Source organism: Pedococcus sp. P2_E4 (assembly GCF_056403935.1).
The window spans coordinates 1-12,872 of sequence record NZ_JBFUEO010000006.1 but is presented as its reverse complement, the minus strand read 5'-3'; the positions used below and the strand labels follow the sequence as shown (position 1 = coordinate 12,872).

12 protein-coding genes are annotated in these 12,872 nt (G+C 71.5%); 10 read left to right on the top strand and 2 right to left on the bottom strand.

The window, feature by feature from the left end; genetic code table 11:
- Positions 1 to 12 precede the first annotated feature (12 nt).
- The gene (locus tag AC1DV7_RS04735; RefSeq protein ID WP_477595098.1) at positions 13 to 534 is read right to left on the bottom strand and encodes a MarR family winged helix-turn-helix transcriptional regulator; all 522 of its coding nucleotides are present in this window, start codon (positions 532 to 534) and stop codon (positions 13 to 15) included.
- Between the two features lie 68 nt (positions 535 to 602).
- On the opposite strand from AC1DV7_RS04735, the gene AC1DV7_RS04730 reads away from it, so the two are divergent.
- The 8 genes from AC1DV7_RS04730 (at position 603) to AC1DV7_RS04695 (ending at position 9,591) form a co-directional block, all read left to right on the top strand.
- Entirely contained in the window at positions 603 to 1,862 is a 1,260-nt protein-coding gene (locus AC1DV7_RS04730; RefSeq protein WP_477595096.1) for an MFS transporter, read from the top strand.
- A gap of 168 nt (positions 1,863 to 2,030) precedes the next feature.
- A complete protein-coding gene (gene mreB, locus AC1DV7_RS04725) occupies positions 2,031 to 3,065 on the top strand; it encodes a rod shape-determining protein MreB (protein WP_477595094.1) in 1,035 nt (344 codons plus the stop codon).
- 3 nt (positions 3,066 to 3,068) lie between these two features.
- Positions 3,069 to 3,881, top strand: coding sequence for a rod shape-determining protein MreC (gene mreC, locus AC1DV7_RS04720; RefSeq protein ID WP_477595093.1), 813 nt, complete (start codon positions 3,069 to 3,071; stop codon positions 3,879 to 3,881).
- A 1-nt stretch (position 3,882) separates the two neighbouring features.
- The gene (locus AC1DV7_RS04715; protein WP_477595091.1) at positions 3,883 to 4,377 is read left to right on the top strand and encodes a hypothetical protein; all 495 of its coding nucleotides are present in this window, start codon (positions 3,883 to 3,885) and stop codon (positions 4,375 to 4,377) included.
- Positions 4,371 to 6,368 (top strand): penicillin-binding protein 2, encoded by a 1,998-nt coding sequence (gene mrdA / locus AC1DV7_RS04710; protein WP_477595089.1) that lies wholly within the window; start codon positions 4,371 to 4,373, stop codon positions 6,366 to 6,368. The genes AC1DV7_RS04715 and mrdA overlap by 7 nt, the downstream gene beginning before the upstream one ends.
- A gap of 46 nt (positions 6,369 to 6,414) precedes the next feature.
- Positions 6,415 to 7,809, top strand: coding sequence for a dihydrolipoyl dehydrogenase (lpdA, locus tag AC1DV7_RS04705; RefSeq protein WP_477595087.1), 1,395 nt, complete (start codon positions 6,415 to 6,417; stop codon positions 7,807 to 7,809).
- A gap of 55 nt (positions 7,810 to 7,864) precedes the next feature.
- Positions 7,865 to 8,443: a GNAT family N-acetyltransferase gene (locus AC1DV7_RS04700; protein WP_477595085.1), complete on the top strand. Its 579-nt coding sequence runs from the start codon at positions 7,865 to 7,867 to the stop codon at positions 8,441 to 8,443.
- On the top strand, positions 8,401 to 9,591 hold the full coding sequence (locus tag AC1DV7_RS04695; RefSeq protein ID WP_477595083.1) for an acyltransferase family protein: 1,191 nt from the start codon (positions 8,401 to 8,403) through the stop codon (positions 9,589 to 9,591). Before AC1DV7_RS04700 ends, AC1DV7_RS04695 begins: the two co-directional genes overlap by 43 nt.
- 76 nt (positions 9,592 to 9,667) lie before the next feature.
- On the opposite strand, the gene AC1DV7_RS04690 is transcribed toward AC1DV7_RS04695, so the two are convergent.
- Entirely contained in the window at positions 9,668 to 10,036 is a 369-nt protein-coding gene (locus AC1DV7_RS04690) for a TfoX/Sxy family protein (protein ID WP_477595081.1), read from the bottom strand.
- Positions 10,037 to 10,210: 174 nt separating this feature from the next.
- Between AC1DV7_RS04690 and rpsO the strand changes: the two genes are divergently transcribed.
- Positions 10,211 to 10,480, top strand: a complete 270-nt coding sequence (gene rpsO / locus AC1DV7_RS04685) for a 30S ribosomal protein S15 (RefSeq protein WP_477595079.1) — start codon at positions 10,211 to 10,213, stop codon at positions 10,478 to 10,480.
- 161 nt (positions 10,481 to 10,641) lie between these two features.
- Positions 10,642 to 12,872, top strand: a 2,231-nt coding sequence (locus tag AC1DV7_RS04680; RefSeq protein ID WP_477595077.1) for a polyribonucleotide nucleotidyltransferase, incomplete at its 3' end; no start/stop codon positions are given.

Below are 12,872 nucleotides of genomic sequence, written 5' to 3'. Positions count from 1 at the left end.
GCCGTCTGACCGCTAGGGCGTCTCGAGGTCGTCGAGACTGCTGATCACCACTTCGAGGAGCGCGGCCAGCTGGCCGCGCTCCTTGCGTGTGAGGCCCGCCAGCACGTCGGACTCGACGACGTTCGCCTCGCGGACGGCCGCCTCGAACAGCTCCCACCCCTGGTCGGTCAGCTCGACGAGCACGCGGGTCCGGTTGTCGGGGTCGGGGGAGCGGCGCACCAGTCCGCGCTCGGTCATCTTGTCGAGCCGGTGAGTCATCGAGGAGGCGGCGACGTTGGTGGCGTCGGCCAGCCGGCTGGGCGTCACCGGCCTGCCCTCCGACGTGGCGAGCTGGGCCACCACCGACCACTCGCCGTGCGACAGGTCGAGGTCCACCAGCTGCCGGGTGTACCACTGCTCGAGCTTGCGGCTGACGGAGTTCACGGCGGTGATGACCCGCTGCACCGACTCGTCGCCACCGGCGGCGACATAGGTCGCGACGGCTTCCTGGTACTGCTCCTCGGCGCTCTTGGCGCGCTTCGACCGCGGGGGCATAGCTGCATCTTCGCATGCTAAGATTTCGATATCGAAATATTCGGACTCGAAGAACTGTTGACCTCCTCATGCGCGCCCGCCTCCTGATCCTCGCCTCCGCCGTCGCCATGCTCGGCTGGGGCACCGTCCTGCCCTACCAGTACGCCTACGCCGCGACCACGCGCGGCTGGGGCTCGCTGGTCGCGGCGGCCGCGTCCAGCCTGTTCTCCGTCGGCGCGCTCCTGGCGGCTCCGGTGGGCGGACGCCTGGCCGACCGGCTCGACCCCGTTGTGGTCGCCGTGGCTGCCAAGCTCGTCGCCGCCGCAGGCGCCGTCTCGCTGGTCTGGGCCGGGAGCCCGACGTCCTTCCTGCTGGGCATGTTCGTCTTCGGCCTGGGCATCACGGCCGCGGGCCCCGCCCAGTCGGTCCTCGTCCTGCGCTGGGTCGGCGGCTCGGACCGACGACGCGTGTTCGCGTGGCAGTTCACCGGACAGGCTCTCGGTATGGCGGTCGGGGCCTTCGTGGCCGGGTACGTCGTCGACCTCGACCGGGCCGACGGCATGTGGCCGGCCTTCGCGACGGCTGGGGCCGGGTTCGTGATCTCGGCGCTGCTGCTCGTCGCTGCCGGGCTCCAGCGCTGGGGTGCCCCGGTGCGCGCGGACGACGTGGCCGGACCCGCCCACCAGGGGGTCGGTCCCGGCAGCCCCCGCCAGGCCCTCCGCGCGATCTGGGCCATCCCCGCCCTGCGCTGGACCGCCCTCGTCACCGTCACCCTCGCGCTGGGCTTCTACGCGCAGTTCGAGTCCGGCCTCCCGGCATACGCCCTCACGGTGCTGCACGTCGAGGAGACCACCATCGGGCTCGCCGCCGCAGTCAACTGCGTCGTCATCATCGCCCTGCAGATGGTCGTCGTGAAGGTGACCGCGAACCGGTCCGGTGCCACCCTGCTCATGGGGGTGGGTCTGGTCTGGACGGTCTCGTGGCTGGTGCTCGCGGCCTCGTCGCTGGCGCCCGAGCTGGCGGCCGTGCTGTTCGTGACCACCTTCGGCATCTTCGCGGTCGGCGAGACGATGTACGCCCCCGTGCTCAACCCGCTGACCGCCAGCCTGGCGCCGTCGGGCCTGGTGGGCACGACCCTGGGCCTGTTCACGGCGCTGCAGACCGGCTTCTCGGCGGTGGGTCCGCTGGTGGCCGGGGTGATCCTCGGCGCCGGGCTCGGCAGCCTCTTCATCGGGGTGCACGTCGCGATCAGCCTGCTCGCGGTCTTCGGGGCGTGGCGGCTGCGAGGTGCCATGCGCGCCAAGCCCGCCGCGGCTCGGCGACCGGTGGAGGCGTCGCTGGCAGCCTGACGGGCTGGCCTGCCGCAGTGCGCCCGGCCCACGAACCGTCGTGGGCCGGACGCACCGAGGTGGGTCACCCGCCGCCGACGACGTCACACCCGTCACTCGCGCACCACTATCGGCGGGCTCCGGGCGCGGCTCCACCGGTTGCGCCGAGGGCCGACCTAGCATCGCGGCGTGGGTGCTGCACGGGGTTGGTTGTCGCTGGGTCGGGACCTCGCGATCGATCTGGGGACCGCCAACACCCTCGTCTACGAGAAGGGCCGGGGGGTCGTCCTCGACGAGCCGTCCGTCGTCGCGATCGAGGCCGGCACCGGCAAGCTCGTGGCCGCCGGGACCCGCGCCAAGGAGATGCTCGGCCGCACGCCGGGGCACGTCCGGGCGATCCGGCCGCTCCAGGACGGCGTGATCTCCGACGCCGACGTCACCGAGCGGATGCTGCGGTACTTCGTCGACCAGGTGCGCCCCTCGCGGCTGGTCCGTCCGCGCATCGTGGTCTGCGTCCCCAGCGAGGTGACCGGGGTCGAGCGACGAGCCCTCGAGGACGCCGCCGTCCGCTGCGGAGCGCGGCGGGTCTACGTCATCGAGGAGCCCATGGCCGCCGCCATCGGGGCCGACCTGCCGGTCAACGACACCGCGGCGTCGATGGTGGTCGACATCGGCGGTGGCACCACGGACGTCGCCGTCATCAGCCTCGGCGGCATCGTGACCGCCCGCTCGGTGCGGGTGGGCGGCGACGAGATCGACGAGGCCGTCATCGCGCACGTCAAGAGCGAGTACTCGTTGCTGTTGGGGGAGCGCAGCGCCGAGGACATCAAGATCGCCGTCGGCTCTGCCTTCCCGCTCCGCGAGGAGGGCAGCACCCGGGTCCGCGGACGTGACCTCGTCACCGGGCTGCCCAAGACGGTCGCCATCTCCAGCGCCGAGGTGCGTCGGGCGATCGAGGGCCCCGTGCTGCAGATCGTCGACCTCGTCCGCGCGACGCTCGACGTCTGCCCGCCCGAGCTGGCCGGCGACATCCTCGACGGCGGCATCACCCTCACCGGTGGCGGCGCACTGCTGCGCGGCCTCGACGAACGGCTGCGCCACGAGCTCGGCGTCCCGGTCCGTGTCGCCGACGACCCGCTGCGCGCCGTCGTGCGAGGGTCTGGCCGCTGCGTCGAGGAGTTCGGCACCCTCGAGCGCGTCCTGGTCGACACCCGTCGCTACTGAGCCATGCCCCGACCGTCCCGCCGCCGCCTGCTCACCGCCCTGCTGGCGCTGACCCTCGTCGTCATGGTCGCCGACCTCGCGGGGGCCGCGGGCCCGGGTGTCCTGCGCAGTGCTGGGGGTGCGACGTTCGGCCCGCTCCAGAGGCTGATGTCCACGGGCGGGGACGCGGCCCAGGGGGAGCAGATCGAGCAGGCGGTCGAGGCCCAGGTCGACGCCCGGGACGCCGAAGCCGCTCGCGAGCTGCGGCGCCTGCTCGCCGCACCCGCCGCCCGCGGCCGCGCCCTGGTCCCGGGACGCGTCGTCGCCGTGGGTCGTCAGGGGGCAGCCGGGCCGGAGCGCGTGACCATCGACGTGGGGTCCCGCGACGGCATCGGGCTCGACCAGTGCGTCGTGGCGGCTGACGGACTCGTCGGGCGGGTCGTGTCGGTCGCCCCGTGGACGGCCGACGTGCTCCTCCTCGGCAGCGCCGACCTCGCCGTGGGTGTCCGGGTCGGCAGCGCCGGGGTCCTCGGCACGGTCGGCAGCGGAGCCAAGGGCCCCCACCGCCGGCCGGCGGGCCAGCTCAGCCTGAGCGTCGTCGAGCGCGGGGCCCTGCACGCCGGCGACCGGCTCGAGACCCTCGGCAGCGTGGGCGGCGCACCCTTCCCGGCCGGCATACCGGTCGGGGAGGTCATGGCCACGGACCAGTCGCCCGGCGACCTCACCCCGTCAGCGGCCGTCCGGCCCGCGGTCGACGTGACCGCCCTCGACGTCGTCGGGGTCCTGCTCACGACGGCGCGTTCGACCCCGCGCCCCAGTGCGACGGGTGGTGGCTGACGTGCCCCGGACCAGGGCCGTGGTCGTACTCCGGGGGCTGCTCCTGCTCGTCGCAGTGCTCGCGACGGTCACCGTGGCGTCGCGCTCGCCGGTCCTGCTGCCCGACCTCGCGCTGCCGGTCGTGGTGGCCGCGGGGCTCCTCGTGGGCCCCTCGCGCGGCGCCCTCGTCGGGCTGGCCGCCGGTTGGCTCACCGACCTGGTCCCGCCCGGTTCGCCCGTGCTGGGCACCAGCGCCCTGCTGTATGCCGTGGTGGGCCTCGTCGCCGGCGCGGGACGCCGTGAGGGCATCAGCCCGGTGGGCTGGCTGGCCGTCGTGAGCGTCGGCTGCGCGGCGGCGCTCGGGGGTGGTCGGGTGCTCGTGGCGCTGCTCTCGGGTGCCCCGGTCCGGCTGGAGGCCGTGGGGGCCTGGTTCGTCCTCACCAGCGGGTGCTGTGTCCTCATGGTGCCGTGGCTGGTGCGGCTCGAGCAGTGGCTGGGGCGGCGCCGGGCATGGTGAGGCGACCCCGCGACCAGTCGGCGCGACTGTGGGTGCTGGGCCTCGTCGTGGTCAGCCTCATGGGCGCCCTGCTGGGCCGGCTCGGCCAGGTCCAGATCGGTGAGCACGCCGACTACCAGCGAGCGGCCGAGACCGTCAACACGCGCACGGTCAGCGAGCCGGCGCTGCGCGGGCGCATCCTCGACCGCATCGGGATCCCGTTGGTGGACAACACTTCCGAGACGGTCGTGACGCTCGACCGGGCCGTGATCGCTGACTCTGCCGACGGTGGCCGGGCGCTGCTGCAGCGGGTTGCGGGCGTGCTCCGGGTCCCGGTGCAGCAGCTCGTCGACAAGGTGCACGTCTGCGGCACGCCGGGAGCGCCACCGGCTCCGGCCTGCTGGGGCGGCTCGCCGTTCGTCCCGGTGCCCCTGGTGACCGGAGCCGACCCGACGCGGGCCCTGAGCCTGCTGGAGCGACCCGACGTCTACCCGGGCATCGCGGTGGTCGCCGCACCGGTCCGCGAGTACCCCCAGCAGTCGACGGTCAACGCCGCCCAGGTCCTGGGCTACCTCGGCCGGTCCACGGCTGCGGAGGTCGAGTCCACCCAGGGCCTGGTCGGCGACCTCGACCTGGTCGGCAGGTCGGGTCTCGAGCAGCAGTACGACACCGAGCTGCGCGGGACGCCGGGACGCACCACGGTCGCGGTCGACCCCCGCGGGGTCGTCACCGCCCAGGTCTCGCAGCAGGCCCCCGTCACCGGTCGCGACCTCGTCACCCACCTCGACGTCAGGGTCCAGCGGGCGGCGGAGGGGGCCTTGCGGTCGGCCGTGGCCAGCGCCCACCGCCGTGGCCTCAAGGCCGATGGAGCTGCCGCCGTGGTCCTCGACACCACCAACGGCGCCGTGCTCGCGGCAGCGAGCTACCCGGCATACGACCCTGATGTCTGGAGCGGGGGGATCAGCGAGAGCGCCCTCGCCGGGCTGACCCGCCCGCAGGCCGGGACGCCCCTCATCTCGAGGGTGACCTCCGCGACCTACCCGCCCGCCTCGACCTTCAAGGCCGTGAGCCTGCCTGCGGCGGTGGCTGCGGGCAACTCGCTCACCGGCACCTACGACTGCACGTCGTCGTACACGATCGGCAACCGCAGGTTCGCCAACTACGAGTCGCGGGCGTACGGGCGGATCGGCCTCCGCAAGGCGCTGGCGATCTCGTGCGACACCATCTTCTACGACTTCGCCTACCGGTCCTGGGTGGCCCAGGGTGGCCTTGCCGCGAAGTCCGACGCCAAGGACCCGTTCGTGCGGATGGCGGACTCGTTCGGGCTCGGTCGCCCCACCGGAATCGACCTCCCGGGGGAGCAGGCCGGGCGCATCCCCGACCGCGAGTGGAAGGCCGCCACCTGGCGCGACACCAAGGAGGACACCTGCCGGCGCGCCAGGAGCGGGTACCCCGAGGTGGCCCGCACCGACCCCGCCCGGGCGAAGTACCTCTCCGCGCTCGCGGTCGAGAACTGCCAGAGCGGGTTCGCGTTCCGCGCCGGGGACGCCGCGAACTTCGCGATCGGGCAGGGCGACATCGCCGTGACCCCGCTGCAGATGGCGAGGGCCTACGCGGCCATCGCGAACGGCGGGACGCTGTGGACGCCGCAGGTGGCGAGCGGCTTCCAGGGCCCGGGCGGGCACCAGCAGCTGGCCCCGACGGCGGCCGGGAAGGTCTCCTTCCCTCCCGGCACCCTGGCGTTCCTGCGCGACTCGCTGCGCGCGGTCGTGTCCGAGGGCACGGCTGCCGGTGCGTTCCGTGGCTTCCCCTTGCGCGACTGGCCCGTGGCGGGCAAGACCGGGACCGCGGAGGCCTTCGGGGCCCAGGACACGGCGTGGTTCGTGTCCTACGCGCCCGCCACCAGACCGAGGTATGCCGTGGCCGTCGTGGTCTCCCAGGGCGGCACGGGCGGCGAGACGGCGGCACCCGCAGCACGCTCGGTGTACGACGTGCTGCGCACGCTGCCGTGAGCAGGCGAAGTGGGGTGCGCGGCCCTCAGTCAGTAGGCTGGCGCGCATGGCTGACTTCGATGTTGTCGTTCTCGGTGCAGGTCCTGGCGGGTACGTCGCGGCGATCCGCGCCTCGCAGCTGGGCCTCAGGGCCGCTGTGGTCGAGTCCAAGTACTGGGGCGGCGTCTGCCTCAATGTCGGGTGCATCCCGTCCAAGGCGCTGCTGCGCAATGCCGAGCTGAGCCACATCCTCCAGCACGAGAAGGACAAGTTCGGGATCGTCGGCGACGCCACGATGTCGTTCGGTCCGACGCACGCACGCTCGCGCACCGTGTCGGCCGGCATCGTCAAGGGCGTCCACTTCCTCATGAAGAAGAACAAGATCACCGAGATCGACGGCTGGGGCACCCTGACCAGCCCGACCTCGATGGACGTGGCGCTCAACAGCGGCGAGAAGCAGACGGTCACCTTCGACAAGCTCATCATCGCCACGGGCGCCACCACCCGCCTGATCCCGGGCACGTCGCTGTCCGACCGCGTCGTGACGTACGAGGAGCAGATCCTCACCGACCAGCTGCCCGGCTCGATCGTCATCGCCGGGTCCGGGGCCATCGGCGTCGAGTTCGCCTACGTCATGAAGAACTTCGGCGTCGACGTCACCATCGTCGAGTTCCTCGACCGCATGGTCCCCACCGAGGACGCCGAGGTGTCCAAGGAGCTGCTCAAGCACTACAAGAAGCTCGGCATCACCATCATGCTGTCCACCAAGGTCGAGTCCATCGACGACAGCGGCGACAAGGTCCGCGTGACCGTGTCCCCCGCCGCCGGTGGCGAGTCGCAGGTCATCGAGACCGACAAGGTGCTCCAGGCGATCGGCTTCGCCCCGAGGCTCGAGGGCTACGGCCTCGAGGCGCTCGGCGTGGCCACCGAGCGTGGCGCCATCGTCATCGACGACCACTGCCGCACCAACGTCCCGAACGTCTACGCGATCGGTGACGTCACGGGCAAGCTCATGCTGGCGCACACCGCCGAGGCGCAGGGCGTCGTCGCCGCCGAGACGATGGCCGACGCCGAGACGATGCCGGTCGACTACGACTTCATCCCGCGGGCGACCTACTGCCAGCCGCAGATCGCCTCGTTCGGCTACACCGAAGTTCAGGCCAAGGACAAGGGCTACGACGTCAAGGTCGCCAAGTTCCCGTTCTCCGCCAACGGCAAGGCGATGGGTCTCGGCGACGCGGTCGGCTTCGTCAAGGTGGTGGCCGACGCCACCCACAACGAGATCATCGGCGCCCACCTCATCGGGCCCGACGTGACCGAGCTGCTGCCGGCCCTGACCCTCGCCCAGAAGTGGGACCTCACCGCCGACGAGGTGGCACGCAACGTGTTCGCCCACCCGACGCTCTCCGAGGCCGTCAAGGAGGCCGTCGAGGGAATCGCCGGCCACATGATCAACCTCTGACCCCACGACCTCACCGTCCGCTCCCGGACAGTTCGGAGCCCCCTGTATGCCGCGCGTGCGCCTTCCCATCGCCACCGACCGGTTGCTGCTGCGCAGCTTCCGGCCGGGCGACGAGGACGATGTCTTCGCGTACCGGTCGGTCCCTGACGTCGTGCGGTACATCCCCGGGGAGCCCAAGACCCGGGAGCAGGTGGAGGACCTCGTGGCCGAGCGCGCCACGGCGGGTCGGGTCGACGACACGTCCCGCATCCTGACCTTGGCCGTCGAGCTCGACGGTCGCGTCGTCGGTGACGTGCTGATCCACCTCGACGGGCTCGACGGCGCCGACGGCCGGCAGGCCGAGATCGGCTGGGTCTTCACACCCGACGTGCAGGGCCGGGGCTACGCCACCGAGTCGGCCCGCGCGCTGGTGCGCGCGGCGTTCGAGGAGCTGGGGGTGCACCGGGTGTGGGCCCAGCTCGAGCCCGAGAACACCGCCTCCGCGCGCATCTGCGAGCGGCTCGGCATGCGTCGCGAGGCCCTGTTCGAGAAGGCGTCGTGGTTCAAGGAGCAGTGGACCGACCTCGCGGTCTACGGGCTGCGCGCCGACGAGTGGAACACGGTCGGCTCCCCGACGGCGGTGTCTGGACACTGACTTCCCCCACCACGGGTCGGCGCCCCGCGCTGCCCGCCCTCACCGGCCTGCGCGTTCTCGCGGCCGTGTGGGTCGTCCTGTTCCACTTCCGGGACGACGTGCTCGCGCTGGCGCCGTGGCTGTCGTTCGCCGACACCTTCATGGGGGCCGGCTACCTCGGGGTCGACCTCTTCTTCCCGCTCAGCGGGTTCATCCTCGCCTACAACTACGCCGACTCGATGGGCACCTTCTCGTGGTCCCGCAGCGTCGCCTTCGTGCGCAACCGGTTCGCGCGGGTGTGGCCGGTCCACGTGGTGGCGCTCCACGTCGACCTGCTGATGGCCGCGGTGGTCGGGTCCCTCGGCGTCGGTGAGGGCGGGCACCGCCGCACGCCCGCGGCATACGTCCAGAACGTCTTCATGGTGCAGAACTGGTGGAACGACCGGCCCAGCTTCAACGGCCCGGCCTGGTCGATCAGCTCCGAGTGGTTCGCGTACCTCTGCGCACCGGTCCTCTTCGTGCTCGTCGCCCGTGTCTGGCGGGCCAGGTCCGCCCTGCTGCTCGCGGCCGGCTCGTATGCCGTGATGCTCGGGGTCTACGCGGCCTTCGCCCTGCCCAACGGCAACCTCGAGCAGCTGTTCTTCGTGCGCATCCTCGGTGAGTTCGTCGGTGGGATGTTCCTGTGCCTCGCCTGGCTGCGGGGCGGTGCGCGCTTCGGCCGGTTGGCGTGGGCCCTGCCGCTCGTCGTCGCCGTGCCCGCGCTGGTGCCCGCGGCGGCGGGTGGCGACTACTGGATGGCGCCTGCCCTCGGCCTCACCGTGGCGGTGGTCGCCAGTGGCGCCGGCTGGTTCGGGTCCCTCCTGTCGCGGGCCGGCATGGTGGCCGCGGGGCAGGCGTCGTACTGCCTCTACATGACGCACTACCTGCTGCGGGACGTCGTGCGGTGGCTGCGGGAGTGGGGTGACGGGGCCTGGTGGTCGGCCGGTCTGGCCGTCGCCGGCATCGTGGTCGTGCTGGGAGTCGCCGCGTGGGGCATGCACGTCCTCGTCGAGCGGCCCGCGCGCCGGTTCCTGCAGGCGCGCGCCAGCCGGCCACGCGGCCCCGAACCGGAGCCCGGTCCCGGGCCGGACCGGAACCGCGAGCGTGAGCCGGTCGGCGCCCGCGGCTGAGCCGCCCGGCGGGACCGGTTGCCGGCCGGGCCCGTCGAGGGACCGGGCCCGGCGCCCCTGGGCTCAGCTGTTGGGCTCAGCTCTTGGGCTTGGCTGCCGCCTTGGGCTTCTTGAGCTTGGGCGGCAGGGTGGCGATGTGGTCGCGGGCCCGATCGGTCCAGCCGGACTTGTCCTCGTCGGGCAGGTCCGCCGGCAGCGACAGCCAGCCGTTCATGGGCCGCTGCGCGGGTCCGAACGGTCCCGTCCCCGGCAGGGCCCGGAGCTCTTCGAGGCCGGGCTCGTCGAGCTTGACCCCGACCGACTCCCCGAAGAGCCCCGCGAACATGTTGCCGTTGACGAACGCGCCGAGGCTGCCGAACATCGGCTTGACCTCGACCCCCGGCGCCTGCGTGATGAGGGTCCGGAAGTGGTCCTTGGCGGCGTCACTGTGCTTGGGCATGTCCATGCCGCCATCCAACACCGGATTCGCGGCGCCGGGGGGAGGGCGGCGGCGATTAGGGGCACACCCGACCCGCTGGTAGCCTTGACCCCGCCGTAGACCGGCCGCGGATCCAGAGAGCCCAGGTGAACCAGCCCTGGCGCACCGCGCAACGATTCCACGAAGGAGAAGTGTCGACCCATGCCGTTGAGCACTGACGTCAAGAAGAAGATCATGACCGAGTACGCCACGCACGAGGGCGACACCGGCTCCCCCGAGGTGCAGATCGCGATGCTGACCCAGCGCATCCTCGACCTCACCGAGCACTCGCGCCAGCACAAGCACGACCACCACAGCCGTCGCGGCCTGCTCCTGCTGGTCGGCCAGCGCCGCCGGCTCCTGCGCTACCTGGAGAGCGTCGACATCGAGCGCTACCGCTCGCTGATCAAGCGCCTCGGTCTGCGCCGATAAGCTTCGCAAGGGAGCGGCCCTCACAACTGAGGGCCGCTTTTCCTGTGATGGGGCCCGCGCAAGCGGTGCCGACACAACTGCATACAGGTTCGACCAAAGAAGCACGCCCGTGCACAACGACGATGCACAGGGTCATTTAGACCACAAAGAAGGAGGGCCCAATGGAGGGTCCAGAGATCCAGTTCGCCGAAGCGACCATCGACAACGGTTCGTTCGGTACCCGCACGGTCCGGTTCGAGACCGGACGCCTGGCCAAGCAGGCCGGAGGCGCAGTCGCCGCCTACCTGGATGAGGACACGATGCTCCTCTCCACCACCACCGCCGGGAAGCACCCGCGCGAGGGATTCGACTTCTTCCCCCTGACCGTCGACGTCGAAGAGCGCATGTATGCCGCGGGCAAGATCCCCGGCTCGTTCTTCCGTCGTGAGGGCCGCCCGTCCACCGACGCGATCCTCACCTGCCGCCTGATCGACCGCCCCCTGCGCCCGACCTTCACCAAGGGCCTGCGCAACGAGGTCCAGGTCGTCATCACGGTGCTGGCGCTCAACCCCGACCACCAGTACGACGTGCTGGCCATCAACGCCGCGAGCGCCTCGACCCAGATCTCGGGTCTGCCGTTCTCGGGTCCGATCGGTGGCGTCCGCGTCTCGCTGATCGACGGCCAGTGGGTCGCGTTCCCGAACTTCTCCGACATCGAGCGCTCGACGTTCGACATGGTCGTGGCCGGCCGCATCGCGGGCGACGACGTCGCCATCATGATGGTCGAGGCCGAGTCCACCGAGTCGACCTGGGACCTCGTCAAGAACGAGGGCAAGCAGGCGCCGACCGAGGAGGTCGTGGCCGAGGGCCTCGAGGCCTCCAAGAAGTTCATCAAGGTTCTCTGCGAGGCCCAGGCCGAGCTGGCGGGCAAGTCCGCCAAGGAGATCCAGCAGTTCCCGATCTTCCTCGACTACGAGGACGACGCGTTTGCCGCCGTCGAGGGTGCCGTCGCCGGCGACCTGGCCGAGGCGCTCACCATCGCGGGCAAGCAGGAGCGCGAGGACCGCATCGACGAGATCAAGGACTCCATGAAGGAGTCGCTCGCCGAGAAGTTCGAGGGCCGCGAGAAGGAGCTGTCGGCTGCCTACCGCTCGGTCCAGAAGAAGCTCATCCGCCAGCGCATCCTCAAGGACAAGGTCCGCATCGACGGCCGTGGCCTGGCCGACATCCGCGCCCTGGGCGCCGAGGTCGAGGTCCTGCCCCGCGTGCACGGTTCGGCGTTGTTCGAGCGCGGCGAGACCCAGATCATGGGTGTCACCACGCTGAACATGCTCCGCATGGAGCAGCAGCTCGACACGTTGTCGCCGGTGACGCGCAAGCGCTACATGCACAACTACAACTTCCCGCCGTTCTCCACCGGTGAGACCGGTCGCGTGGGTTCGCCCAAGCGTCGCGAGATCGGCCACGGTGCGCTGGCCGAGCGGGCCCTCATGCCCGTGCTGCCGACCCGCGAGGAGTTCCCCTACGCGATCCGCCAGGTGTCCGAGGCTCTCGGCTCCAACGGTTCGACGTCGATGGGCTCGGTCTGCGCCTCTACCCTGTCGCTGCTCAATGCCGGTGTGCCGCTGCGCGCCCCGGTTGCCGGCATCGCCATGGGCCTGGTGTCCGACGAGGTCGACGGTGAGACGCAGTACGCCGCACTCACCGACATCCTCGGCGCCGAGGACGCGTTCGGTGACATGGACTTCAAGGTCGCCGGCACGCGTGAGTTCGTCACGGCCATCCAGCTCGACACCAAGCTCGACGGCATCCCCGCCTCGGTCCTGGCCGGCGCGCTGACCCAGGCCCGTGACGCCCGACTGCACATCCTCGACGTCATGAACGAGGCCATCGACGTGCCCGACGAGATGAGCCCCTTCGCTCCTCGCGTCATCGCCGTCCAGGTCCCCGTCGACAAGATCGGCGAGGTCATCGGCCCGAAGGGCAAGATGATCAACCAGATCCAGGACGAGACCGGCGCCGACATCTCCATCGAGGACGACGGCACCGTCTACATCGGCGCGACCGATGGACCGTCGGCCGAGGCTGCGCGCGCGATGGTCAACGCCATCGCCAACCCGCAGATGCCCGAGATCGGCGAGCGCTTCCTGGGCACCGTGGTCAAGACCACGACCTTCGGTGCGTTCATCTCCCTGCTGCCCGGCAAGGACGGCCTGCTGCACATCTCCGAGGTGCGCAAGCTCGTCGGTGGCAAGCGGATCGACGCCGTCGAGGACGTCCTGGCCGTCGGCCAGAAGGTCCAGGTCGAGCTCAAGGAGATCGACCCGCGGGGCAAGCTCTCGCTGGCCGCGGTGCCGGCCGAGGGTGAGGGCGGCGACGCCGAGGCGAGCGACGAGGCCCCCGCGGCCCCCGC